At 45.2% G+C, this 25408-nt stretch carries 20 protein-coding genes and 4 tRNA genes; 13 read left to right on the top strand and 11 right to left on the bottom strand.

Annotation, left to right across the window (positions count from 1 at the left end; genetic code table 11):
• Nucleotides 1-200: 200 nt before the first annotated feature.
• The 3 genes from trxB (at nt 201) to ACR64G_RS02335 (ending at nt 2519) form a co-directional block, all read left to right on the top strand.
• Complete coding sequence (gene trxB / locus ACR64G_RS02345) at nt 201-1217, top strand: thioredoxin-disulfide reductase (protein ID WP_435979952.1); 1017 nt, start codon at nt 201-203, stop codon at nt 1215-1217.
• Complete coding sequence (aat, locus tag ACR64G_RS02340; RefSeq protein WP_435979951.1) at nt 1218-2036, top strand: leucyl/phenylalanyl-tRNA--protein transferase; 819 nt, start codon at nt 1218-1220, stop codon at nt 2034-2036.
• A gap of 63 nt (nt 2037-2099) precedes the next feature.
• A complete protein-coding gene (locus ACR64G_RS02335) occupies nt 2100-2519 on the top strand; it encodes a MerR family transcriptional regulator (RefSeq protein ID WP_435979950.1) in 420 nt (139 codons plus the stop codon).
• A 56-nt stretch (nt 2520-2575) separates the two neighbouring features.
• Here ACR64G_RS02335 and rimI read toward each other — a convergent pair whose 3' ends face one another.
• The 9 genes from rimI to ACR64G_RS02290 all read right to left on the bottom strand — a co-directional run bounded on the left by rimI (nt 2576) and on the right by ACR64G_RS02290 (nt 10521).
• Complete coding sequence (gene rimI / locus ACR64G_RS02330; protein WP_435979949.1) at nt 2576-3052, bottom strand: ribosomal protein S18-alanine N-acetyltransferase; 477 nt, start codon at nt 3050-3052, stop codon at nt 2576-2578.
• A gap of 257 nt (nt 3053-3309) precedes the next feature.
• Nucleotides 3310-4500 (bottom strand): elongation factor Tu, encoded by a 1191-nt coding sequence (tuf, locus tag ACR64G_RS02325; protein WP_435979948.1) that lies wholly within the window; start codon nt 4498-4500, stop codon nt 3310-3312.
• A gap of 372 nt (nt 4501-4872) precedes the next feature.
• Nucleotides 4873-4947 (bottom strand) — tRNA-Thr (locus ACR64G_RS02320).
• A 130-nt stretch (nt 4948-5077) separates the two neighbouring features.
• Nucleotides 5078-5151: transfer RNA gene (locus tag ACR64G_RS02315), tRNA-Gly, on the bottom strand.
• Between the two features lie 118 nt (nt 5152-5269).
• Nucleotides 5270-5353, bottom strand: a tRNA-Tyr gene (locus tag ACR64G_RS02310).
• 88 nt (nt 5354-5441) lie between these two features.
• Nucleotides 5442-5517, bottom strand: a tRNA-Thr gene (locus ACR64G_RS02305).
• 183 nt (nt 5518-5700) lie between these two features.
• Nucleotides 5701-7197 carry an anthranilate synthase component I gene (gene trpE, locus ACR64G_RS02300; RefSeq protein ID WP_435979947.1) on the bottom strand — a complete coding sequence of 499 codons (1497 nt, stop codon included), beginning with the start codon at nt 7195-7197 and terminating at the stop codon, nt 5701-5703.
• Nucleotides 7198-7455: 258 nt separating this feature from the next.
• Entirely contained in the window at nt 7456-8718 is a 1263-nt protein-coding gene (locus ACR64G_RS02295; protein WP_435979946.1) for an FHA domain-containing protein, read from the bottom strand.
• A gap of 180 nt (nt 8719-8898) precedes the next feature.
• On the bottom strand, nt 8899-10521 hold the full coding sequence (locus ACR64G_RS02290) for a peptide chain release factor 3 (RefSeq protein ID WP_435979945.1): 1623 nt from the start codon (nt 10519-10521) through the stop codon (nt 8899-8901).
• 398 nt (nt 10522-10919) lie between these two features.
• Here ACR64G_RS02290 and ACR64G_RS02285 point away from each other — a divergent pair, with 398 nt between their 5' ends.
• The 5 genes from ACR64G_RS02285 to ACR64G_RS02265 all read left to right on the top strand — a co-directional run bounded on the left by ACR64G_RS02285 (nt 10920) and on the right by ACR64G_RS02265 (nt 16515).
• Nucleotides 10920-11333, top strand: coding sequence for an organic hydroperoxide resistance protein (locus ACR64G_RS02285; RefSeq protein WP_435979944.1), 414 nt, complete (start codon nt 10920-10922; stop codon nt 11331-11333).
• Nucleotides 11334-11540: 207 nt separating this feature from the next.
• On the top strand, nt 11541-14495 hold the full coding sequence (gene polA, locus ACR64G_RS02280) for a DNA polymerase I (RefSeq protein ID WP_435980617.1): 2955 nt from the start codon (nt 11541-11543) through the stop codon (nt 14493-14495).
• A 157-nt stretch (nt 14496-14652) separates the two neighbouring features.
• A complete protein-coding gene (locus ACR64G_RS02275) occupies nt 14653-15204 on the top strand; it encodes a hypothetical protein (RefSeq protein ID WP_435979943.1) in 552 nt (183 codons plus the stop codon).
• A gap of 141 nt (nt 15205-15345) precedes the next feature.
• Entirely contained in the window at nt 15346-16134 is a 789-nt protein-coding gene (locus ACR64G_RS02270; protein ID WP_435979942.1) for an SDR family oxidoreductase, read from the top strand.
• Nucleotides 16135-16176: 42 nt separating this feature from the next.
• Complete coding sequence (locus ACR64G_RS02265; RefSeq protein ID WP_435979941.1) at nt 16177-16515, top strand: hypothetical protein; 339 nt, start codon at nt 16177-16179, stop codon at nt 16513-16515.
• A 112-nt stretch (nt 16516-16627) separates the two neighbouring features.
• On the opposite strand, the gene hemH is transcribed toward ACR64G_RS02265, so the two are convergent.
• Nucleotides 16628-17647: a ferrochelatase gene (hemH, locus tag ACR64G_RS02260; RefSeq protein WP_435979940.1), complete on the bottom strand. Its 1020-nt coding sequence runs from the start codon at nt 17645-17647 to the stop codon at nt 16628-16630.
• Nucleotides 17648-17970: 323 nt separating this feature from the next.
• Between hemH and metX the strand changes: the two genes are divergently transcribed.
• The 4 genes from metX (at nt 17971) to trhO (ending at nt 22263) form a co-directional block, all read left to right on the top strand.
• Nucleotides 17971-19326, top strand: coding sequence for a homoserine O-acetyltransferase MetX (gene metX / locus ACR64G_RS02255; RefSeq protein WP_435979939.1), 1356 nt, complete (start codon nt 17971-17973; stop codon nt 19324-19326).
• Complete coding sequence (metW, locus tag ACR64G_RS02250; RefSeq protein WP_435979938.1) at nt 19323-19943, top strand: methionine biosynthesis protein MetW; 621 nt, start codon at nt 19323-19325, stop codon at nt 19941-19943. The genes metX and metW overlap by 4 nt, the downstream gene beginning before the upstream one ends.
• A 350-nt stretch (nt 19944-20293) precedes the next feature.
• Nucleotides 20294-20875, top strand: a complete 582-nt coding sequence (locus tag ACR64G_RS02245) for a tetratricopeptide repeat protein (RefSeq protein ID WP_435979937.1) — start codon at nt 20294-20296, stop codon at nt 20873-20875.
• Nucleotides 20876-21228: 353 nt separating this feature from the next.
• Complete coding sequence (trhO, locus tag ACR64G_RS02240; RefSeq protein WP_435980616.1) at nt 21229-22263, top strand: oxygen-dependent tRNA uridine(34) hydroxylase TrhO; 1035 nt, start codon at nt 21229-21231, stop codon at nt 22261-22263.
• Nucleotides 22264-22364: 101 nt separating this feature from the next.
• Here the strand turns inward: trhO and serA are convergent, their stop codons facing one another.
• On the bottom strand, nt 22365-23591 hold the full coding sequence (gene serA, locus ACR64G_RS02235) for a phosphoglycerate dehydrogenase (protein WP_435979936.1): 1227 nt from the start codon (nt 23589-23591) through the stop codon (nt 22365-22367).
• A gap of 293 nt (nt 23592-23884) precedes the next feature.
• On the opposite strand from serA, the gene ACR64G_RS02230 reads away from it, so the two are divergent.
• A complete protein-coding gene (locus ACR64G_RS02230; protein WP_435979935.1) occupies nt 23885-25390 on the top strand; it encodes an FAD-binding oxidoreductase in 1506 nt (501 codons plus the stop codon).
• Nucleotides 25391-25408: the final 18 nt, after the last annotated feature.

Genomic DNA, 25408 nt, shown 5'->3' with positions numbered 1-25408 from the left:
GATGTTTGTTTTAGCAAACTTGCACTTTTTGCCCGCGACCCTTATGTTAGTATCATCTCATAATTACGATAACACGATAAATAACGATATAGGTCGTCATTTTTAAGGGCTACCTGTTTATCTTTTTGATGCTACCTTTGTAGCATTACTGTTTGTACGCACTTTCTAGAGATTCATTCTTATATCATAAAGGAACAATTATGGCTTCTAACAATACTCGTCACGAAAAGCTCATCATTTTAGGTTCAGGCCCAGCAGGATATGCAGCTGCCGTATACGCTGCACGGGCTAACCTAAAGCCTGTTATGGTCACAGGTTTAGAAGTAGGCGGGCAACTTACGACGACAACTGAAGTCGATAACTGGCCGGGCGACCCGTACGATTTAACAGGTCCTGCGCTGATGGAGCGCATGAAAGCGCATGCTGAGCGTTTCGGTACTGAGCTGGTCTACGATCATATCAATGCGGTCGATCTAAGCGCGCGGCCGTTTACATTGACTGGCGATAACGGTAGCTTTACTTGTGATGCCCTCATCATCTCAACAGGTGCTTCTGCTCAGTATTTAGGCTTAGAGTCAGAAACCAAATTTAGAGGTCTTGGTGTCTCTGCTTGTGCTACTTGTGATGGCTTCTTTTATAAAGATCAAAAAGTGGCAGTCATCGGTGGTGGCAATACCGCAGTTGAAGAAGCTTTGTATCTCTCTAACATTGCCTCTGAGGTGACATTAGTACATCGTCGTGACAAGCTACGCTCTGAGAAAATATTGCAAGATAAGCTATTTGAAAAAGCCAAGAACGGCAATGTCAAAATAGAGTGGGATCATAGCGTCGAAGAAGTGGTCGGTGATGACATGGGTGTCAATGGCGTTGTGATTAAGTCGATGCTAGATGGCAGTACCAAAAAACTAGACGTATTTGGTATGTTCGTCGCTATCGGTCACAAGCCCAATACCGATCTGTTCAAAGGTCAGCTGGATATGAAAGATGGCTACCTTATCGTCAACAGCGGTCTTGGTGGCAATGCCACTCAAACCAGCATTGAAGGTGTCTTTGCCGCAGGTGACGTCGCAGATCACGTTTATCGTCAGGCCATTACTTCAGCGGGTACAGGTTGCATGGCCGCACTCGATGCCGAAAAGTATCTCGATGCTATCGGTGAAACAGTAGCAACTGATCATACCTACGACTCAACTTTGACTGCGGACAAAGAGGCTTAAGTGAGCGCATCTGGCAACAGTCATACGAGTAATCAACCCCTTGTCAGTGCGAGCGCCATCACGCCTGAGACCTTAAAAAGTCTCGGACGTTATGACTTCCCTAGTCCTATAGATGCTGATCCTGATGGCGTAGGTATCGTGGCGGTCGGTGGTGATCTTGCGGCAGAGACTTTAATCTCCGCTTATGCGCGAGGTCTGTTCCCTTGGTTCAATGAAGAGGAGCCTATTGCGTGGTGGTGTCCTGAGCCGCGCTGCGTGATCACGCCAAGCAGCTACCGGGCGAGCAAATCGCTACGCAAACAAGCGAATCAAATGCGTTGGCAATTGACGCTTGATCAGGCTTTTGACGAGGTCATACATGCGTGTAGTCTACCGCGTAGCGATGGTCTGCCTGAGGGCGAGCACACTTGGATTCATGAGGAAATGATTGAGGCTTACACCCAGCTTCATGCCTATGGTTTCGCTCATAGTATAGAGGTCTGGGACGAGCTAGGCCAGCTAGTAGGCGGATTGTACGGTCTAAAAATAAATGGCATTTATTTTGGTGAATCTATGTTTCATACTGTCTCTAACGCGTCTAAGCTCGCTTTTTGGGGTCTAATGCGTCTATGCGAGCAAAGTGATGTCGCACTAGTAGATTGTCAACTACCAAACGAACACTTAATGAGTTTGGGGGCAACGACGCTACCGCGTACTGAGTTTTTGGCGCAGCTTGATAGCCTCATCGGCGCACGTTCTATCAGATGGGACACAGGTTCACACAGGTCTTTGCCTGTTGCCAAATTAGGGACGGCTCTTCCTTGGAAGCTACAAACATAAGGCAAAACAGACGCAATCATAAGTATAGACTAGCCATATATTCACAAATGCAAGGACGTCTATATGTCATTCGACGACTCGTTTTTACTAATAGGTCAACTGGCACAAACCGCCAATACCACCAAAGATACTGTGCGTCATTATGATGATTTGGGGTTGTTAAAATCTCGTAAACGTCAAGCAGGATCACGTCTGTATACTGAGTTTCATCCTGAATGCGTAGATCGTATCGCACTGATAAAGCGCGCGCAAGCGATCGGCTTTACTTTGACTGAGATTCAAAATAGTCTAAACGACTATTACGATGGCCAGCTCGATTTGGATGAACAACTTGATATCGTTAAACAAAAGCTTGCCCAAATTCTCGAGCAGCAAGCTACTATTAATCTGATGGTGGAAACCTTAAGTCAGCGCTTGATTACCCTTGAACAAATGAAAAAAGATCAAAACAGCCTCGAAAAAATAGACATAATAAAGAAGTAGTATTAATCATTTAAGTAGCATCAATCATCTAAGTAGCATTAATTGTCTAAGTAACATCAATCATCTAAGTAACGACGCTGCATAATAAGGGCGTCAACGCTTGGCCTATGCGCCTCTTTGTAATAGTCTTTGCGACTATGAATGACCTCAAACCCTTGTTGCTCATACAAAGCAATCGCCGCTATATTATCTGCTCTCACCTCTAACATTAATTGCTGGACGTCTTTGCTAATCAGCATAGCATTTAGTGCTATGAATAGCTGGGAAGCAATACCTTGACGCTGATAATCAGGATGAGTGCCGATACGTAAGATCTCTGCTTGCTCAAAAACGGTTTGATAAAGGCAGTAACCCACGATTTTAGCGCTTTGGTAAATGAATAATAAATCAACACTATCTTGTGCAAGCAAGTCTATTATTGTCTGATACGACCAAGCGTCTTGCGGTTGAACATCCGCTTCGATGTTAGCAACGGCTTGAATAATGCTTTGAGCCCCAGATGTTTTTTTATTAAATGAGTCTATGATTAGCATTGTCTTGTCTCTATTAAGCATATCTGCAAATTTGCGTAGGGTGGGTTAGTTTATTCAAGCTCTCGTAGAGAGTGCAGAAAAAACGTAACCCGCCGTCTGATTTTGAATCAAAGATTTGACGGGTTACGCTTGAACTAACCCACCCTACGCCCATCTTAACTCTCATTATCGCCTACAAACAATATCAACACCCACAAAAAAGCCACCCTCTAAAGGATGGCTTTTACTTATCTAATAGTTAGAGTCTAATCTAATGATTAGTCCTTGACCGTAGCAACCACACCAGCGCCGACCGTACGGCCGCCTTCACGAATAGCGAAGCGAAGACCTTTGTCCATAGCGATTGGGTGGATAAGCTCAACGCCCATCTCAACGTTATCACCAGGCATAACCATTTCAGTACCGTCTTGTAGCTGGATTGCGCCAGTGACGTCAGTGGTACGGAAATAGAACTGTGGACGATAGCCGTTTAGGAATGGTGTGTGACGACCACCCTCTTCTTTTGATAGGACGTAGACTTCGGCGTCAAACTTGGTATGCGGGGTAATTGAACCTGGCTTAGCGAGTACTTGGCCACGTTGGACGTCTTCACGCTTAGTACCACGTAGTAGTACGCCACAGTTCTCACCAGCACGACCTTCGTCAAGTAGTTTACGGAACATCTCAACACCAGTACAGGTGGTTTTTTGGGTGTCACGGATACCGACGATTTCGATTTCGTCACCAATACGGACGATACCGGATTCAACACGGCCTGTGACTACGGTACCACGACCTGAGATTGAGAAGACGTCTTCGATTGGCATTAGGAATGCTTTGTCGACGTCACGCTCTGGCTCTGGGATGTAGGTGTCTAGAATTTCTAGTAGTTCTACGATGGCAGGTTCGCCATATTTGTCTTGTGAGCCTTTTAGGGCTTCTGTGGCAGATCCTTTGACGATTGGGGTATCATCACCTGGGAAGTCGTAGTCAGAGAGAAGTTCACGAACTTCCATTTCGACGAGCTCAAGTAATTCTTCGTCGTCGACGACGTCACATTTGTTCATGAAGACGACGATGTAGGGTACGCCAACCTGACGAGAGAGTAGGATGTGTTCGCGAGTTTGTGGCATTGGGCCGTCAGTTGCTGAGACAACTAGGATGGCGCCGTCCATTTGGGCTGCACCTGTGATCATGTTTTTGACATAATCGGCGTGACCTGGGCAATCAACGTGGGCGTAATGACGGGCTTCGGTGTCATATTCGATGTGTGAGGTGTTGATGGTGATGCCACGTGCTTTTTCTTCAGGTGCTGAGTCAATAGACGCGTAGTCTTTGGCTTCGCCGCCTGAGGTTTTAGCGGCTACGGTTGCGATAGCGGCGGTTAGTGTGGTTTTACCATGGTCAACGTGTCCGATGGTGCCGACGTTAACGTGGGGCTTTACGCGTTCAAACTTGGCCTTTGCCATGAGGTTTTCCTTTTTTGGTTAAACAATGAGTTGAGCATCTATCGTTCTTACAACTGGTATCGTTAAATCTTAGTACACATTGCAGCTTTTGCGACGATACTGTTTATCTATTTTACTTTAAATATAACAGCTACAGCGTCTATCTACTAAATAAGAGCATAGCTTCTAGCTTGTGATCCTACTGTATCATAAGCCAAATAATAAGCAAACTGACAGCACTAAAAGGCAACACCTCAGTGTTACCCTGTTATTATCGCTTGCTATATAATAGTTATATCGGTGCAAAACTTTATATAGTTATCACATACTATTATTTATAATGCAAGCTGGATATACCAATAGGGCAAAACAGGCGTAAAAAATAAATATAAGTGGAGCTCATATCGAGAATTGAACTCGAGACCTCTCCCTTACCAAGGGAGTGCTCTACCGCTGAGCTATATGAGCATGTTTTAAATAACTAACATAAAGGTAACCTGCAAATGCTACTTAAAAAAATATCACGAAACAGCTAAACATAATAACTGATTATCGTGATGAATAATTCTATGGTAAGCTGCGGTCAATGCCATGTATATGGAGCGGGTGGCGGGAATCGAACCCGCGTCATTAGCTTGGAAGGCTAAGGTGTTACCATTATACCACACCCGCAATAGCTCTTATTCAAGGTGCCTTTCAACTAACAACTGATATCAGTGTAAAGAAAGGTTTTTCTATAGAGTATGCTTGGCGCTGTTGCGATAAAACTTATGCGATAAGCATAAAAATATGGTGGTGGGGGAAGGATTCGAACCTTCGAAGCTTTCGCGACAGATTTACAGTCTGTTGGGTTTGACCGCTCCCCAACCCCACCTTAGGTTGCTTTAAACAAAAATAACTTTAAAAAAGTAAATTCATAAAAAGCTGCATTATTTAAAATGCTTTAAAACGACTTTGAAAAATGGTGCCGACTGCCGGGATCGAACTGGCGACCTACGCATTACAAGTGCGTTGCTCTACCAACTGAGCTAAGTCGGCTTGTTCCTTCAAAGTGGGGAGTATTCTATCAAATATATCCTAGAATACAAGCCCTATTTCCACTTTTAGACAGTTTTTTTATAAATAATTTTACTTAGTTGATTATATTATGATTTTTTAAGACCAAAAATAACGCTTGCAGAACACCGTAGAATACATCAGAGCTCTTAACTCGATAAACCTTTACTGAATGCGTAATCCATCGCAAGCCATTTTTACCGCTTTGACCAGTGCCAAGGCTTTTTTGTTGGTCTCATCCCATTCTGCTTCTGGTACGGAATCGGCAACAACCCCTGCCCCTGCCTGAATATGGATTTTGCCGCGGCGCATAACCGCAGTACGGATAGCAATAGCCGTATCCATATTGCCATGCCAGCCCAAGTATCCAACTGAGCCGCCAAATACGGTTCGACGTACTGGCTCGACTTCATCAATGATTTGCATCGCCCGTATTTTGGGCGCTCCAGATAACGTACCTGCTGGAAAAGTCGCACAGAAGACATCAAGGGCGTCTTTGCCAGGCAATACGGTACCTTCGACATTAGAGGCGATGTGCATGACTTGTGAGTAGCGCTCAATGAACATCTTTTCGGTGACTTTGACGCTACCATACTCGCAAACGCGGCCGATATCATTGCGTCCCAAGTCTATTAGCATGAGATGCTCGGCAATCTCTTTGGTGTCTGATAATAGCTCACGCTCTAATGCTAAATCCTCGGCCTCATCGCGTCCACGCTTGCGGGTACCTGCTAATGGGCGTACTGTCACTTGACCATTCTCGATACGCGATAGTATCTCAGGAGAGGCACCAATGATATCAAAGCGCTTGTGATCATCTAAAGTATAACCATGAACCAAAAATAGGTAAGGGGACGGGTTCAAAAACCTGAGTGCACGGTAGACGGCTAGTGAGTCACCCGTATAGTCAGCCGTCAAACGCTGCGCGGGCACCACTTGCATGACGTCACCTGCAAAGATGTAATCCTTAATTTTATTGACGTCGCTACAGTATTTTTCTTCGCCCGTTTGCGATTCAAACTTAGGCGTTGGCATAATAGGCGCGTTCAAGTCTGGCATCTCCTCCAGCTTTTCCTCAATCTTTTCAAGCTCACGAATCGCCGCACTATAACCGTCGTCACTTTTGCAATTGGCATAAACGATGATAGATAGGGTATTCTCCAAATTATCAAACACGACCACACTCATCGATAGCATGAGCCACATGTCAGGCAAGGTCATCGGATTTGGCGCATTAGACTGACCGACGCTCGGCTCAATGACGCGTACCATATCGTAGCCAAAATAGCCTATTAACCCGCCACTAAAGCTCGGTAACGTAGATATATCTTCTACAGTTGGCATCTTGTATTGAGCCATCAGCTTACGAATATAATCAAAGGGATCAGGTACGGTATCGACCGTAATTTGACCGTCTTGTTTGACGGTCATCTCGCCATTTGCATATTGCAATAGCAAATCACTACCCAAGCCGATCATCGAATAACGTGCCCAGCGCTCGCCGCCTACTACTGACTCAAATAAATAAGCCGACCCACTCAAATCACGTACTTTGGAGAATACAGAAACGGGTGTCTGCGCGTCCATCAAACGCTTTTTTATAAGCGGCGCATGACTAAATCCTTGCGCTTTAAAAGCGTTATATTCTTCAAAATTCATCATAGTAAAGGGTCTCTGAGCAGGGCGGTGGCAAATCATCAATAGTAGCGAACCAGTATAACAAAACTAACTGGCATTATTAATGCTCAAGCCAAAATGTTTGGCGTTAAGCAGTACGGTAGATAATCACCCATAAAAATAAGCTGCTAGAGGGTTAATCATAGTAACCCTCTAGCAGCCTAGTCATTTGAAACGGTACTATCTTGGAGTATCTTTTAGGGCAAGGTCATTTAAATATATTCAAAACAATCCTTAGATGAATTACGCGCCGCCCATATTAAATAGCCATAATGCAATACCGATAATCAGAATAATGACAAATACCCAAATGAACCAGCCACCGCTTGGCTTTTTGTCAGTGTGAGCAGCACTATTGATCGATTGATTCATAGCATTATTGCCCGTAGTACCTAAATCACGAGACCCGCCTAGATTAGCAGTTCCTGAAAACTGAGCCGTTGCCGCTTGCTTGGCACGCAGCACTTCTGGGTCGGCTTCTTCTTGTAATGCAGTTGTCGTCGTCTTATCGTGCTCAGGAGTTACCGTATCATCGTGATAAGGAGCGCGCTTGGTTGCGTGCTCACTAGCAGTTGTACTATTGACGGTATCTGTTGATGGCTCGGTTGACATCACTGTCTCCTCATGTGTGGGGGCATTACTTGTAGGTATCTGGGATGATGTTGCATCTAGCGCTGATGAATCTTGACCTACTAGCGCATCAGTACTGTTTAAATCGTTACGGTCTGCAGCTGCTAGTACCTCAGCAATGATCGTATCTTTGACGATAGGCTCGTCACTATCCGTTTGAGTACTTAAAGGCGTTACACTGTTCGATACTGGCTGCGTATCATCACTGGTTGCTAGTACTTCTGAGATCATGGTTTGTTTGACTACCGGCTCATTAGATCTAGGAAGCTTCGTATCAGTATTGGTCGCGGTATTACTAATATTAGCAACATTATTAGCAGTATTGCTATCAACGACGTCATTAATATTAATAGTACCATCGGGCGCTTTGCTCTTATAACCTGTGGATATCGTAGATTTTGTCGCAGCAGCGCCAGTCGCTAAACTAATGGCTTCTGCGGTAGTACTTGCATCGGGACTCATGCTATCTTCGTCTGTCGCAAGCATCTCTTTTGCCGTATCAGCAACTGCCAACACCTGAAAACTAAAACTAGCAAACCCGACAATATCGGCGCTCTTTAAATCTTTTGATTGATTCCCTGCTATACGCTCGTCATTGATAAAGGTGCCGTTTGATGAGTCCAAATCTTTAATATATAGCTGATCGTTTGCGACACTGAGCACAGCATGATTGCGCGAGACCTCTTTACTTCCAAGCACCACATCATTATCGCTACCACGACCAATGGACAAGCTATCAGTGATCGTTAACGTCAGATCTCCTAATGCTTCACTTAAGGCATTTAATTGCCAAGTTTTGACGCTCATATTACCCCTTACTACTGGGTTGGTTGTGCTGGTATTCGATGCATTGTTATCATCCATATCACTTGTCATTCCACTACTCCTTTTTGTTAGTTGCTTTTATTCTACCGCAACCCTTGTCCTCTAGTGTTGAAACACTGTTTATGTTTTTTAGAGCGGATTAAGTATGCAATAACAGTCGTTAAAACTTTTCATCCATAAAAAAGACACGATATACGTGTCCTTTTTATAATAATGGATAGCTCTTCACTATTAGTGCTCGCGCGTATTACTAAAAGTGACTTCTGGATAACGCTCTTGCATCAACTGTAGATTGACTCGCGATGGCGCTAAATAAGTGAGATAGCCGCCGCCATCTATTGAGAGCTGATCGTGAGCTTTGCGTTTAAACTTGGTGAGTGCTACCTCATCGTCACAGTGAATCCAGCGCACAGTAGCGATAGAGACGGGCTCAAAGGTACATTGTACTTTGTATTCTTCCTTGAGACGGTGCGCGACCACTTCGAACTGGAGCACACCGACCGCACCCAAGATCAGATCATTATTAATCTGCGGCATAAAGACCTGTGTGGCACCCTCCTCGCTCAGCTGCTGGAGGCCTTTTTGTAACGCTTTGGATTTGAGAGGGTCACGCAGTACCACTCGGCGAAACAATTCAGGAGCAAAATGTGGAATCCCTGTAAAGTTAAGCGCCTCGCCTTCGGTAAAGCTATCACCGATGGAGATCGTACCGTGGTTGTGAAGGCCGATGATATCTCCAGGATAGGCCTCTTCTAACGCTTCGCGATCCCCTGCCAAAAACGTTAGCGCATCAGCGATACGTACGTCTTTACCCAGACGCACATGCTTCATCTTCATACCCTTTTCGTACTTGCCCGAGCACACTCGCATAAAGGCGATACGGTCACGGTGGCGCGGATCCATATTGGCCTGAATCTTGAACACAAACCCACTAAACTCAGGTTCTATCGCGGAGACTTCACGCTCCTCAGTCGGATGCGCTTTTGGTGGCGGCGAGTACTTGACTAGCGTATCGAGTACCATATTGACACCGAAATTACCAAGGGCGGTACCGAATAATACAGGTGTCATTTCACCAGCTAAGAACTCATCGACATCGAAATCCTCCAGCGCCATTTGTACCAGCTCAAGCGACTCCTCGAACGCATCGAACATAAGCTTACCCAAGCGCTCACGGATATCTGGATAATCATAACCGTCCCGAGTTTCAGAGACGGTCATATCGCCGCCATGACCTTTTTCATAAAAGTAGGTTTTGTTTTCGGTCAAATGGTATACCCCAACAAAATCCTGACCCATACCAATAGGCCAAGTAATGGGAATACATTTAATCTTCAGAACTGATTCAATCTCGCTAAGCAAATCCAGCGGCTCACGAATCTGGCGATCCAGCTTATTAACAAAAGAGATGATCGGCGTATCGCGCATACGGCAGACCTCCATCAGCTTGATAGTACGCGCCTCGACACCTTTGGCACCATCGACCATCATCAGTGCGCTGTCGACTGCGGTCAAAGTGCGATAGGTATCTTCAGAGAAATCGGCGTGACCTGGGGTATCGAGCAAATTGACGATGTGATCTTGATATGGGAACTGCATGACTGAGGTCGTAATAGAGATACCGCGCTCTTGCTCCATACTCATCCAATCTGAGGTGGCATGGCGGTCCGTTTTTCGGCCTTTGACTTCACCGACAACCTGAATAGCCTGACCCCATAACAGTAGCTTTTCTGTCATCGTGGTCTTACCCGCATCGGGATGCGAAATAATAGCAAAAGTGCGGCGTTTGGCAACTTCGCGAGCCAGCTTAGCCGGCGTCAGCTTGGTCGCTGATGATTTGGTATCTGCGCTCATAATGAATAGCTTATCGTTAAATTTCTGTAAGACGTGACAGAATATAGGAAGGATTTTGGTGCGCGTATTGTAGCGGATTTACGACTGAGATGCTATTTTTGCACAAAGGCGCGCAGCCTTTGCAACAATATACCAACTTATAATATATAAGATAACATGGTAAAAAACGGTCTAGTTGATTACGTTTACTTTATCTCATTTACTCAGTGCTCGTCATTGAACGAAAAGTACGTCGCTGTAATAAATCATCCTCTAAGTAACTTAAGGTTATGAAGATAAGAGTCACTTACAAATCCTTAGTATAGTTTTACTTCCACTATATAAAGTAACTCTGATATTTTGCTACTCTTAATAGGTTATTTTGTGATAACACTTATCAATAATAATTAAGGATAAATATGAAAACTTTATACTCTACTAAAGCCACCGTTACTGGTGGTCGCACTGGTTCAGCGAGTCTTGATGACAGCGATTTGAAAGTAACTATGGCACCTCCTGGTGGCAACAAAGAAGGTAATAATCCTGAGCAACTGCTCGCTATGGGCTATGCAGCTTGTTTCGATAGCGCTTTGGGCGTGGTCAAAAAGATGGAAAGCGTAAGCTTTGGTTCAACCACTGAAACTACTGTGCACTTATTGCAAGGTGGCGATCATGATTACAAATTAGCAGTCAAAATTCATGTGATTGCTGATAGTACTGATGTCTCAAGCGATGAGTTCCAGAAGCTAGTCGAAAAAGCGCATACCGTTTGCCCGTATTCAAAAGCCACGCAAGGCAACATCGATATCGAAGTGACATCAGAAGTGAAATAAGACTTTTATAGTCGAGTAAAAACAGTATAATCAAGATGAGAACCCAGTCAGCACTGGGTTCTTTTTTTATGTCTGGCGCAAACGTTTAACCTCTATTACTACATACACTTATTAACGCTTAAGCCATTCGGCACTAGCTGATTTTATCGTTATAATAGGTCATCTTTTTTATTTTACATATAACAAGTGGCCTTTATGACTGATGCTATGACTGACAACTCGCACAACTCGCACTCTCCAATCAATCCCGATGTGCGACCTAATTTTGAGACCATGCCGAAAGTTGCGATCATGGATACCACTCATGTGGACAAAGACCAGCCGCCTTTCATCTTGGTCGATGGCTCATACTATCTGTTTCGCACTTATCACGCCCTGCCCAAAACGATGGAAAACACACAAGGGCTGATGACCAATGCGATACGAGGCACCTTGAATGCTCTACTTAAGCTCATGCGCCGCTACCATCCGACTCACATGGCCGTCTGCTTCGATACCAAATCACCGACCTTTCGTCATGCGATGTCGGAGGAATACAAAGCCAATCGACCAAAGATGGATATCGAGCTGGCAGAGCAAATACCTTATATCCATCGTTTAGTCGCCGCTTTAGGGATTCCGCTACTGCGTATTGAAGGCGCAGAGGCTGATGACATCATCGGTACACTCGCCTATCGCGCCGTCGCCGAAGGTCATCATGTCGTCATCTCAACCGGTGACAAAGATATGATGCAACTGATCAACGACTGTGTGATATTAGAAGACAGCTTTACAGGTAAAATCACTGATAGCGCAGGTGTCGTCGAAAAGTTCGGGATTAAGCCGCATCAAATGATCGACTTTTTGACCTTGATGGGCGACTCCTCTGATGGTATCAAAGGCGTACCAGGTATCGGCAAAAAGACGGCAAAGGATCTGCTAAACCAGTATGGTGACATCGATACTATGCTAGATAATGTCGCTGACATCAAAGGTCGCGCAGGCAAGAACCTCGTTGAACACGCAGCAGATATTCCGATGAATGCTGAGCTGGCAACCATCGTTACGGACTTAGACATCGGTCAAGACTGGACGGATCTAAAGATAAATACTGACCCCTGCGCTCATATTGACGAGCTGCGGATACTGTATGGCGAGCTTGAATTCAAAAATGAGCTGGCCTCTCTTGATCATCCCAATCATCCAGCGAATGGTAGCCAGAGCGTTGCTAGTGCCCAAGCCGATAGCGAATCACAAGCACAAGTAGCCAAGTCCCTTCAGTCCACCAAAATCGACAATATTAAAGACAGCAAAAACCATGATAAAGCGTGGCATACCGTACTCGATATGCCTGCCTTTGAGAGCTTAGTGACGCAATTAGAGAACGCGGCGCACTTCGTCATTGATACCGAGACGACTAGCGTTCATTGGCATCAGGCTGAGATCGTCGGCTTGTCATTTGCGATACAAGCCCACGAAGCCTATTATGTTCCCCTTACTCATAAGTTAGAGGGCGATGAGTTACTAGGCAAACAACTAGACCGTGATACCGTCCTCGCCAGACTAAAGCCGCTATTAGAAAATCCTAGTATCGGCAAAATAGGCCAGCACTTAAAATATGACGCCCATATTCTCAGTCATTACGATATAGACTTGATAGGGTCAATACATAAGCCGCCTAGCAATTGGGCCATGGATACCATGCTGGCAAGCTATGTCATCAACGCCGCGGCGACCCGTCACGGTATGGACGACTTAGCTCGTCATTATCTACATACGCAAACTATCAGCTATGAGGACGTCGCTGGCAAAGGCGCAAAGCAGGTCACCTTTGATCAAGTGGCGATCGATATTGCCAGTGACTACGCTTGCGAAGATGCAGACATCACTTACCAGTTGTTTGCATTGTTTAGCGAAAAGCTCACAGATGATGAAAACAATACCCGCTTGCTCAATGAGCTTGAGATCCCTGTCGCGCAGATACTCTGTCAGATGGAAGCACACGGTATCTTAATTGAGCGTGCGTTCTTAAATGAGTTGTCTAAGCGCTTTGATGAAGAGATCATCGCTCTTGAGGCAAAAGCGTATGAGGTCGCAGGCGAGGAATTTAATCTAGGGTCACCCAAACAGCTTGGTGAAATGCTCTTTGAAAAGCTTGGTGTCCCTGGCGGCAAAAAAACCAAATCAGGACAGTACTCTACGGGTGAGGCGATATTATCCAAAGTTGATCATCCACTGGTCGATATCACCTTGGAGTATCGTGGTCTCTCCAAGCTCAAAAGCACTTATACCGACTCGCTCGATGCGGTGGCCGATAGCGAGACTGATCGCGTGCATACCAGCTACCATCAAGCGCTGACCAGTACGGGGCGTTTGTCCTCAACGGATCCTAACTTACAGAACATTCCTATTCGTACCGCAACCGGTCGCCTGATCCGTCAAGCTTTTATCGCCCCAAAAGGCCGCGTAATCTTGGCGGCGGATTATTCACAAATTGAGCTGCGTCTAATGGCGCATTTCTCAGGTGATGCGAACTTAACTCGCGCCTTTAATGAGGGTCTCGATATTCATACCGCCACTGCTGCTGAAGTTTTGGGCAAAGCGGTTGATGAGGTCAGTGCCACTGAACGCCGTAATGCAAAGGCCATCAACTTTGGTCTGTTATACGGCATGAGCGCCTTTGGATTGGCCAAACAGCTACAGATGAGCCGCGGCGAGGCGCAAGATTACATCGATATGTATTTTGATCGCTACCCTAGCGTCAAGCAGTATATGGTCGATACGCGTGCCAGCGCCGTAGAACGTGGTTATATCGAAACGATACTTGGGCGCAAACTCTACACCCCTGATATCAATCACCCTAACCGGATGGTTAAGCAAGGGGCCGAACGCGCGGCCATTAATGCCCCGCTACAAGGCTCAGCTGCTGATTTGATTAAGCTTGCGATGATCGCGGTCGATAAAGTACTGCCAAAAGAGCACGCCAAAATGATGCTTCAAGTCCATGATGAACTGGTCTTTGAAGTCGATAGCGACAAGGTCGATGAGATCAGCGCGCTTATCAAAACTGCGATGCAGGATGTACTCAGAGATACCGCAAAAGGTATGGGCTGGAATGTTGATTTTGCTGTGCCGTTATTGGTTGAAACGGATAGCGGTGATAATTGGGATGAAGCGCATTGATATGAGCATTAAAAACATCAATCTCATTAGTGAGTTAATTAGTCAATATACATAATGGCACAACATTATATTCAGCGATATAATGCGTCTTTTAAACTCAGTACTTAAGATTACGGCAACGAGAAGTGAGTAGCTAAGCTGACTTCTCGTTGCTTTATTGTTTAGGAGACATCCTATTTTTACCGAAAACGGCATTATCGAGATTGTAGGCTCTATCTTATTAGCTGCCTGCTTGCTGCGCTGCGTGCAATACGCTATACAAAGTGATATCAAGCAAGGTCGCAGCTTTTGGTTGGCATCTACTCTGATATTTTTTACGGTAATACGCCGCGAGCTTAATCATCTGCCAGAATTAGTGATACCCAGCAACCTTCTCCTATTCAATCACACTTACGAGTGGTGGGAGGATACGGTGCTCATAATTATCTATGTGATCGCTTTAGGACTACTCGTTTATGCTTGGCGTTATCTGTGGTCCCTGCTAAAGCGCGTACCCGTGTCTTTATACCTTACCGTTACCCTACTCGCAATACTTCAATATATGGGCGAGAACACTATAGTCTTTTCAGAGAGCGTTGGCGTCGCGATTGAAGAGCTCACCGAAGGCATCGTTTATGCCATAGCACTCTGGTATCTCTGGACGTTTACACTAAGTGATTTTGAGAAGCAGTTAACCACTAGCTCACACTTTGAGAGGGTCCGTCAATAATATAAACCAAAGTAGATATATAGCACTATTAAAAGACCTGCGCCGACCTGTAAAAAGTAGTAAAGTGAGTAGATAAAAAAATAACTTATAATTCTACTCTCGATTAAACCATATTCACCCTCATCAAAAAAGGAGACACACATGAATATATTGATCACTGGTGCATCACGCGGAATTGGTTTGGCGACTGCCAAACGTCTGGCAGCAAAGGGCCATAGCGTAGGCTTATTCGACATTGATACCAGCGAGCTTGAGCATGCCAGTAAAGATAAAGCCTTTAAAAAAGCGCATAAAAAACAGCGTATTATTACAGGTAATCTCAACGTCACTAAGACTACAGATTGGGATACAGCTATCGAGCACATGGTCGACAACTTCGGTGGTATTGATATATTGATTAATAATGCAGGTATCCTTGCTAGTGGTCATCTGCCGTCTATCGATTTAGACAAGCAATTATCGCTTGTGGATATCAACTGCAAAGGCGTCTTGATCGGCTGTCATAAGCTGGCTTCTTACTTAACAGATAGTACAGACGGTAAAATCATAAACTTATCCTCTGCCTCTGCGATCTATGGTCAGTCTGAGGTCGCAACTTACTCTGCGAGCAAGTTCTTTGTACGCGGTTTGACTGAAGCACTAAATATCGAATATAGCGAGCTGGGTATCAAGGTTTTTGATGTGATGCCATTATGGGTCAAGTCTGATATGACCAAAGACATTGAAGTTACTAGCATTGACCGTTTAGGTATCAATTTGACAGTGGATGACGTCGCTAAAAAGCTGTGCAAGTTAGCGTCAAGCCCTAATCGCAAGATCACTCGTACGCATTACCCTATTGGCCTGCCTGCAAAGATTTTGCAAACGACCTCACAGGTGACCCCAGACGTTATTATTCGCATGATTAACAAAAGAATCGGCGCGAAGTAACATCATCGCTACCTATTCAAATTTAAATAGTAAGGAACTATAATGGATAATTCAAAACAGCCAATACCTGAAGAGATGAACGAGATTGCTAGCCATAAAAGCATGGATATGGACAAGGATGATCAACTGATTAATCTAGACGACCCTATGCTGCATACTATCGATAACGACGATGTGATCGATAACAGTGCCGGTTTTGATAATTCAGAAGTGGGTACAGATGCTACTCAAGGTGTGACGCCTATGCATCATCAAAATGTCGATGAGTCGCGTGTCGATGAGTTATTGGTAGAGGACAATCTACATGACAAGGGCTATCCTGATATCGTCGACATCGCTGATAGAGACGCCGCCCAAAGTAGCAATGGTGATGATCTATAACCCTCTATATTCTCATGACTCTATATTCTAAAAGTAAAAAGCCCGTTCAATAGTATTGAGCGGGCTTTTTTGCATGTGAATGTTTTATATATATTAAGAAGGGAGGAACGAATTACACCCAGCCATCAAGCGTACCTGCCCAGCCTTTGACCAGTGGCGCGCTCATCGCTTCTAATAGATCTATGTGTGCGTCATCCATATTGAGCGCAGGAATATAATGATACTCTTGCCCGCCTGCCTCAATGAAGTTTTCACGGTTTTCAATCGCCAGCTCCTCTAGCGTCTCAAGACAATCCGCTGAAAACGCAGGACTAATAATTTGCACGGATTTGACGCCTGATTTGGCCCAATCATCCAACACGACATCGGTATACGGCTTGACCCATTCTTGCTTCCCAAAGCGCGACTGAAAGCTAATAATCCATTCATTCTCGCCTAGACCTAATGCTTGTGCCACCTGCGCTGCGGTACACTTACAACGTTTAGGGTACGGATCGCCTTTGTCCGCATACGGCTGCGGAATACCATGAAAGCTAAACATCAACTTGTCGGGTTTGCCATGTTTGGCCTGAAACCTACGAATACTGTCCGCCAAAGCCTTTATATAGAGCGGATGGGCGAAGTAATCTTTGACGATGGTATAATTGGGCAGGTTGCGCTGCTTGAGCGCCCACTTATTAATCGCATCATATACCGCCCCACTTGATGTCGCAGAATATTGCGGAAATACAGGTAGCAATACAAAGTGATCGACGCCCTCGCCGCGCAGCTTATCCATAACATCAGGCAATCCAGGATTGCCATAACTCATCGCTGCATGGACAGACACTCTAAATGGTGCATTAGCAGTGGCCAAACGCGGCTCTAGCTTTTGGACTTGACCATTCAAAATATTACGCATCGGTGAATCGCCATCCCAGATGCTAGCATAAGCTTCGGCGACGCGTTTGGGCCGATTTGGTAATACAAATAGATTGAGAATAATCGCCCACAAGAACCGCGGGATCTCGATAACTCTGGGATCTGATAAAAACTGACGCAAATAGCGACGTACCGCAGGCGCGGTTGGCTCATCTGGCGTACCTAGGTTGATCAGTAAAACGGCAATACGTGGAGGTAATTTAGGTTTCATAGCAGCACATTTTATAAAAGGGATTAAGATGGCAAGTAGTCAACGTTAAACTATTAAGCTTGATTTAACAACATTATCTTTATACTAGATATTTATTAATAATAGTAGCCAAATAATACGGTCAGAGACGGCGGCGACTGTAGCATAAGTGTAGCACTTTACACCTTATCAGAGCCGCTCAATACAGTATATTAAGTGTGAAGGTTGTACTCATCAGCGCATCGCCATACAATAGATGCCTATAGCGATAGTGATCGCCTTTTTATTGTCTGTCATCTTGTGAGGTAGCTTTGAGCGCATGTCCTAATACGAATAATCACGCTATGAGCCACAAACCTTCTGATTCTGAGGCTGAGCCATCAGCTGCCTTGAGTGAATCAGTCGATTCATCTAGTGCAAGTTCAGTTGATGCAAGCACAGTGGGTATTGTCACGCCGCAGACTTACCATTTCGATGCGCCTTTCACCTTGGAGTGCAATCGCACTTTGCCTTCGTTCGACTTGGTATTTGAGACCTACGGCGCGTTGAATGCTGATAAATCAAACGCTATCTTAATATGTCATGCGCTATCTGGTAGTCATCATGCTGCAGGCTATCACGACGATGCTGACAAAAAAGCGGGCTGGTGGGACAATATGATCGGTCCTGGTAAATCTATCGATACCAATGAATTTTTTGTAGTCTGTGTCAATAATATCGGCAGCTGCTTTGGCTCGACAGGCCCAACGTCCATCAATCCTGCCAGCATAGTGGAGGGTCAGCCGCAGCCTTACGGTCCTGACTTTCCGCTAGTCACCATCAAAGACTGGGTTGGCACGCAGGCGCTGCTCTCAGATCGTTTAGGGGTACAGGTTTGGCATGCTATCGTTGGTGGCTCAATGGGCGGTATGCAAGCGCTACAGTGGTCAGTCGATTATCCAGAGCGTCTCAGGCGCTGCGTGGTGATTGCCAGTACGCCCAAACTCTCAGCACAGAACATCGCTTTTAACGAGGTGGCGCGTCAGTCGATACTATCAGATCCTGACTTTAAGGAAGGACGCTACTTGCAAGCGGGCACTTATCCGCGCCGCGGTCTAATATTAGCGCGCATGGTCGGGCATATTACTTATTTGACTGATGATGCTATGAAAGCCAAGTTCGGTCGTGACCTAAAGTCCGGCAAGTTTATGTATGGCTATGATGTAGAGTTTCAGGTCGAGAGCTATCTGCGCTATCAAGGCGAGCGCTTTAGCGAAAACTTCGATGCCAATACCTATCTATTGATGACCAAAGCATTAGATTATTTCGATCCGACTCGTGGACACATCAATGATAATGAAATCAAAGAAGATCGTATCTTTGATAGTGACGCAAAAGGTAAAGATATAAAAGATAGTGATACCCTCAATAAAGAGATTAATTATGAAAATGAGCTTACTGATCTCAAAGCCACTTTTGCTCATACTCAATGTCAGTATCTAGTAGTGTCATTCACGACTGATTGGCGCTTTGCCCCTGAGCGCTCGCAAGAGATCGTCGATGCGCTTATGGCGACAGGCAAACCGGTCAACTACATCAATATCGATGCGCCGCACGGTCACGATTCGTTTTTGTTTGATATTCCGCGTTATATGGGCGCGATAAAAGGATTCTTGACTGCGCCCTTTATCACTACCAGCCGCATAGGAGCACGCTTGTGAGAATGGACTATCAATTGGCTGAGCGCTGGATTGCTCCAGGCTCGCATGTGCTCGATTTGGGCTGTGGCAATGGCGAGCTGCTCACACATTTGCACACAAAGCTTGGGGTGACAGGATACGGGCTTGAGATTGATGAGGACAAAATTAACGACGCTATCGGTAAAGGCTTGTCGATCGTTGAGCAAGACTTGAACGATGGCTTGGCAAGGTTTGCCGATAATAGCTTCGATACGGTAGTGATGGCACGTGCCCTACAAGCGGTCAAATCTCCTGATCTATTGCTATTAGATATGCTGCGCGTAGCGACTGAGGCCGTCATTACTTTCCCCAATTTTGCTCACTGGCAAAACCGCATCCATCTTGGTCTCAAAGGTCTAATGCCCGTCTCAGAAGCGCTGCCTTATGAGTGGTACAACACGCCCAATATCCATCTGTGTACTTTCAAAGACTTTGAAGCCTTATGTGCTGAACACGGCATTGATATCATCAACCGCTTCGCTGTCAGTGACTCAGATAAGGGCCATAGTCCGCTGATGACGACTCTTATTAGACATGCGCCCAACCTGCTTGCTGACGTTGCTATTTATAGGGTAACAAAACGTTCGATGCCACTCTAAACCATCTCTCAAAAAGTAGAAATTTGAGAGTTATATCTAATTAAAAAATAGACTCAACAAGTATGAATACTTTTGATTATAGTCTTGTTCAAACACTCAGTTGATTAACAGTATGATTTAGTTACCAAAAACCATTCAAAAACTTGTGTTAAAGCAAGTAATTAGTATTTGAGTTTTGTAACTTTGAGTGGTAAGCTAATCAAATCTTGTTAATAACACCCTAGATATAGCCTTTTGATAGTAGTTTTTATTATTCGTTCGATAGTAAAACAAGCTGTTCTTACTTTAGGTCAAATAGCTATCTAAGCCAAATATTTCCACTTACTCTATTGCCCTTTTTTGGAGCTGCTATGAAACTGCTAAAAGCTGCCTTGTTTACTGCCCTTTTCTCTTGTGCCGGTTTAGCCAATGCTGAATTGATTGCCAACATTCCACTTGATACGTCACGCTTTGAGATCATGCCTGTCAGTGAGTTGTCTGCTCGCGCCGCTCAAGGTAACGATCATGCGCAGTTCTATCTAGCTAAGCGTCTGCAAAAAGGGCAAGACATCGCTCAGAATACGTCAAAAGCTGTTGAGTGGTATACCCGCGCAGCAGAGCAAGGCGTCGCCCCTGCCCAGCTCAATCTCGCCATCATGTACTTGCGCGGCGAAGGCGTCCAGCCAAATCTACAACAAGCGCGCAAATGGTTAGAGAAAGCAGCAATGAGCGGCGATAACCGCGCCAGCTATACCCTCGCACTACTCGATGAGAAGCAAAAAAATCTAGTCGATGCTTATAAATGGTATGACCTTGCTGCCCGTGACGGTATGCTCGATGAAAAGGTACGCACTAAAGCCCGTGGTAAAATCGGCCAGTTGGCATTGAACTTATCAAGCTCAGATATTGCTAGTGCCCGCACGAAAGCAGATACTTGGTTTCAGAGTAAATAAGCTTTAAACTAATTATTACCAAATAAAAATCCAGCTTTTGCGCTGGATTTTTTGGGTTTAAAGGTTGGCTTGTCTAAAATATTTTACTTCCTCTGCAAAATTTATATTCTGTTGAATAATTTAAGGCAAACAGTAGTGTCCTCATCATCATAGCCATGTACTCTGAGTATTTCGTAATCTTAAGAAGATGAAGCTTATTCATAGTGCAAGTATCAAAGCCCAGTTCAAAACCCATCCCAAATTTGCTACACTACGCGCGCATTTATGAACTCCACAATCGGATAAATGTAGTCCACTTTTTAACCCATCATTGCACTAGGTTTACGTCCTAGCCAGCAGGAGATATCATGAGCATGACTAACGAGCATTTAACAAAACCAAAAGTATACGATAGCGAAATCAACAACATCGTCGTCGCAGCGCTGTATAAATTTACACGATTCACTGATTTTGAGCAGTACCGTGAGCTTATTTTAAACATCATGCTGGATAACGATGTCAAAGGCACACTACTTATCGCCGCAGAGGGTATTAATGGCACGATATCTGGTAGCCGTCAGGGCATCGATACTGTCTTAGACTATTTGCGTAGTATTGAAGCGATTGGCACTTTTACCTTCAAAGAGTCTTATACTCATGAGCAGCCGTTTTATCGTACAAAGGTGAAGCTCAAAAAAGAAATCGTCACGATGGGCATCGAAGACATTGACCCAATGCAATCCGTTGGGCGCTACGTCAAGCCCGCGGATTGGAACGCACTGATATCCGACCCAGAGGTAACGTTGATCGATACGCGTAATGATTACGAAGTACAGATCGGCACCTTTAAGAACGCGGTCAATCCTCATACAGATACTTTTCGTGAGTTTCCAGAGTATGTCGCAAAAGAGCTTGATCCTACTAAGCATAAAAAGGTGGCGATGTTTTGCACGGGCGGTATCCGCTGTGAAAAATCTACCGCCTATTTACGTGAGCAAGGGTTTGATGAGGTCTATCATTTAGAAGGCGGCATCCTCAAATATTTAGAAGAGGTGCCGCAAGAGCAGTCGATGTGGGAAGGTGATTGCTTCGTGTTTGATAACCGCGTGTCGGTCAATCATGACTTAGAAAAAGGCGAGTATGAGCAGTGTTTTGCTTGCCGTATGCCGATCACTCAAGCGGATATGAACAGCGCCGCTTATATCAAAGGCGAGTCCTGTCCGCATTGTATAGATAAGGCGACTGACGCGCAAAAAGCACGGTTTCGCGAGCGTGAGCACCAGATGCAACTGGCGTCAAAGCGCGGTGAGGCGCATATCGGTAGCGACGTAAATGACATCATCGAAAAGCGCAAAGCGGCGAAGAGTAAAGCACGCCTGCCAGCGGATACTGCTAATAAGATTAAATAATTATTTCGCTATAATTTCTATTGTATTCGTTCTAACCGCTACCCATAAAAAAGAGAGACTATAGTAGTCTCTCTTTTTTATTGAACCGTTATTATGTGCTATTAAAACAAGATACGCACGCGGATCGTCTCTTCTACGTCTTTGAGCTGATCAAGCGCTGCATCTGAATCGTTATAATCGACATCCATGACGAGATAACCGACATCGCCCTCTGTCATCAAGCTCTGCGCCAGAATGTTAATGTGCGCTTCAGCGAACAGACGGTTGATTTGTGATAATACGCCTGGGACGTTTCTGTGGATGTGAAGCAGACGGTGTGAGCCTTCTTTGAACGGTACAGAAACCTCTGGGAAGTTGACCGCTGTTGCCGTATCGCCTTGATCAGAGTAGCGAACGAACTTCTCAGCGACTTCAAAGCCGATGTTTTCTTGCGCTTCTTGTGTTGAACCACCGATATGCGGCGTCAAGATAACATTATCGAATTTACGTAGTGGCGACTCAAACTCTTCATCCGCAGATTTTGGCTCTTTTGGGAACACATCGATCGCCGCGCCAAGCACTTTGCCAGACTCAAGTACCGCTGCCAAATCATCAATCTCAACACAAGTACCACGTGCTGCATTGATAAAGTAGCTGCCGTCCTTCATTTGTGCAAACTGCTCCGCTTTCATCATATAGCGCGTGCTTGGCACATCAGGCACATGTAGAGTTACGATATCGGCCGTAGATAACAGCTCTTCTAAACTACCGACTTGATGCGCGTTACCCAGTGGTAATTTGGTCACAACGTCATGATAGATGACTTTCATACCAAAGCTCTCAGCGAGTACCGATAGCTGCGAGCCGATAGAGCCATAGCCGACGATACCGATGGTCTTACCGCGCACTTCGTGCGAGTTTTTGGCAGACTTGCCCCAGCCGCCGCGATGTACGGTCGCATTCTTTTCTGGAATACCGCGGTACAGCATGATGGCTTCAGCGAGCACCAACTCAGCAACGGAGCGCGTGTTGGAGTACGGCGCGTTGAATACTGGAATACCCATCTCACGTGCCGCTTCTAGATCTACCTGGTTGGTACCAATACAAAAACAGCCGATACCGATAAGCTTTTTGGCATGCTCAAGCACTTCACGCGTCAATTGGGTACGCGAACGAATACCAACAAAATGCGCGTCTTTGATTTTTTCAATCAGCTCATCTTGATCAAGCGCATGACTGAGATATTCAATATTGCTGTAACCTGCGCTATCTAACACTTTAAGCGCGTTATCATGGACGCCTTCTAATAATAGAAAACGGATTTTATCTTTTTGTAGTGATAATGCCATATGAGATCTGTCCTATAATTGGAGTCACTGTTGGCGTCATAACACCAGCAGTCGACGGGGAATAAAAAACAATGCGCTTATCTTACACAAAATTATCGCTAGGTGTTAGAGGATAATATGAAATACGCAGTGGATATTGTGACCAATAGTGACCCGTGAAGGGTCAAACGCGCTCTAAATATGTATCTGTGATGTGCTAATATTAGAACACGTTTGTGAATGATCAAACACGGCCTAATACTAGCTATATTCTACTTGTCCAATACGTTACCCTGCAAATAGTCGAGACTATTATGACTGAATCTATTATTGAGAACCTGCCCGCCCACGAGCGTACGCACGCCGCTGACCAATCTGTCGTCAATGAGCCAACACTTGCGCCCGCAGCAACAAACAGCACAGCGGTACAAGCTATCCTAAGCGCCCTGATTGATACGCATCATTTTGATAGCAGTCAAATCAAGACCGATAGTGAGAGCCTCACACATTGGGGCAAGGACTGGACCAAGCATTTTGCACCTGCCGCCTCCGCTATTACTTTTCCCAAGACCACCGAGCAAGTACAAGCTATTGTGTTACTAGCGAACGAGCACAGCGTTGTCTTGACGCCAAGCGGCGGTCGTACGGGTCTATCCGCAGGCGCCGTTGCTGCCAATGGCGAGATTGTCGTGAGTTTCGATAAGATGAACCAAATTGGGACATTCTATCCTGCTGATCGCTTAGTTGACATCGAAGCAGGCGTCGTCACTGAGCAATTACAGCAGTTCGCTGAGTCCAAAGACCTGTACTACCCTGTCGACTTTGCCTCGGCAGGCTCTAGTCAAATGGGTGGTAACATCGGTACTAATGCAGGCGGAATTAAAGTCATACGCTACGGCATGACTCGTCAATGGATTATGGGTCTGACGGTGGTCACGGGTAAAGGCGATATTCTACACCTCAACCGCGGTATGGTCAAAAACGCTACAGGCTATGACTTGCGCCAGCTATTTATCGGTTCTGAGGGCACTTTGGGTCTGGTCACTCATGCGCAGATTAAGCTTGACCGTGCGCCGCAGGACTTAAATGTCATGGTACTTGGTATGGATAGCTTTAACGATGTCATGAACGTCTTGTCAGCCTTTCAAGCTCAGATTGACCTAACGGCCTTTGAGTTTTTTGATGATACTGCCATCGATAAACTTATGGCACACGGACAGGTTCAAGAGCCGTTTGAATCGCGTACCAAGTTTTATACGCTATTGGAGTTTGAAGCGCCCTATGAGCCGATCATGGATAAGGCAATGGCGATATTTGAGCATTGTATGACCGAGGGCTGGGTCGTTGATGGCGTAATGAGTCAAAGCATCGCGCAGGCTACAGAGCTGTGGAAACTACGCGAGTATATCTCTGAGACCATCTCAGTCTTTACCCCTTACAAGAACGACGTGTCAGTATTGATCAGTTACGTGCCTGACTTTATCTCTGAGATTGATGAGATTGTCAGTCGCAATTATCCTGATTTTGAGGTGTGCTGGTTTGGTCATATCGGTGATGGTAATTTGCATCTCAATATCTTAAAGCCTGAAAATTTAAGCAAAGATGAATTCTTTGACGCTTGCCAAATTGTCAATAAATACGTGTTTGAAATTGTGCAAAAATACGGCGGTTCGGTGTCCGCTGAGCACGGCGTTGGCATGACCAAAAAGCCTTATCTAGAGTATAGCCGTAGCCCGCTTGAAATTGAGTACTTAAAAGAGGTCAAAAAGGTGTTTGATCCCAATAACATTATGAATCGTGGCAAGATTTTTGATATGTAGTAAGCAAAATAAAAAGAC

This window comes from Psychrobacter sp. DM4, assembly GCF_051307035.1.
Classification (GTDB): domain Bacteria; phylum Pseudomonadota; class Gammaproteobacteria; order Pseudomonadales; family Moraxellaceae; genus Psychrobacter.
The sequence above is the reverse complement of the archived record's forward strand: the minus strand, read 5'-3'. Positions and strand labels throughout refer to the sequence as shown.

Bases quoted from the DNA above. Each gene is read 5' to 3' on its own strand.
- ACR64G_RS02245 (WP_435979937.1), top strand. From the start codon at position 20,294: ATGAAACTGCTAAAAGCTGCCTTGTTTACTGCCCTTTTCTCTTGTGCC.
- metX (WP_435979939.1), top strand. From the start codon at position 17,971: ATGAGCCACAAACCTTCTGATTCTGAGGCTGAGCCATCAGCTGCCTTG.
- serA (WP_435979936.1), bottom strand. From the start codon at position 23,591: ATGGCATTATCACTACAAAAAGATAAAATCCGTTTTCTATTATTAGAA.
- trpE (WP_435979947.1), bottom strand. From the start codon at position 7,197: ATGATGAATTTTGAAGAATATAACGCTTTTAAAGCGCAAGGATTTAGT.
- tuf (WP_435979948.1), bottom strand. From the start codon at position 4,500: ATGGCAAAGGCCAAGTTTGAACGCGTAAAGCCCCACGTTAACGTCGGC.
- ACR64G_RS02265 (WP_435979941.1), top strand. From the start codon at position 16,177: ATGGATAATTCAAAACAGCCAATACCTGAAGAGATGAACGAGATTGCT.
- ACR64G_RS02335 (WP_435979950.1), top strand. From the start codon at position 2,100: ATGTCATTCGACGACTCGTTTTTACTAATAGGTCAACTGGCACAAACC.
- ACR64G_RS02270 (WP_435979942.1), top strand. From the start codon at position 15,346: ATGAATATATTGATCACTGGTGCATCACGCGGAATTGGTTTGGCGACT.
- trhO (WP_435980616.1), top strand. From the start codon at position 21,229: ATGACTAACGAGCATTTAACAAAACCAAAAGTATACGATAGCGAAATC.
- ACR64G_RS02230 (WP_435979935.1), top strand. From the start codon at position 23,885: ATGACTGAATCTATTATTGAGAACCTGCCCGCCCACGAGCGTACGCAC.
- rimI (WP_435979949.1), bottom strand. From the start codon at position 3,052: ATGCTAATCATAGACTCATTTAATAAAAAAACATCTGGGGCTCAAAGC.
- hemH (WP_435979940.1), bottom strand. From the start codon at position 17,647: ATGAAACCTAAATTACCTCCACGTATTGCCGTTTTACTGATCAACCTA.
- ACR64G_RS02290 (WP_435979945.1), bottom strand. From the start codon at position 10,521: ATGAGCGCAGATACCAAATCATCAGCGACCAAGCTGACGCCGGCTAAG.
- polA (WP_435980617.1), top strand. From the start codon at position 11,541: ATGACTGACAACTCGCACAACTCGCACTCTCCAATCAATCCCGATGTG.
- ACR64G_RS02285 (WP_435979944.1), top strand. From the start codon at position 10,920: ATGAAAACTTTATACTCTACTAAAGCCACCGTTACTGGTGGTCGCACT.
- trxB (WP_435979952.1), top strand. From the start codon at position 201: ATGGCTTCTAACAATACTCGTCACGAAAAGCTCATCATTTTAGGTTCA.
- ACR64G_RS02295 (WP_435979946.1), bottom strand. From the start codon at position 8,718: ATGACAAGTGATATGGATGATAACAATGCATCGAATACCAGCACAACC.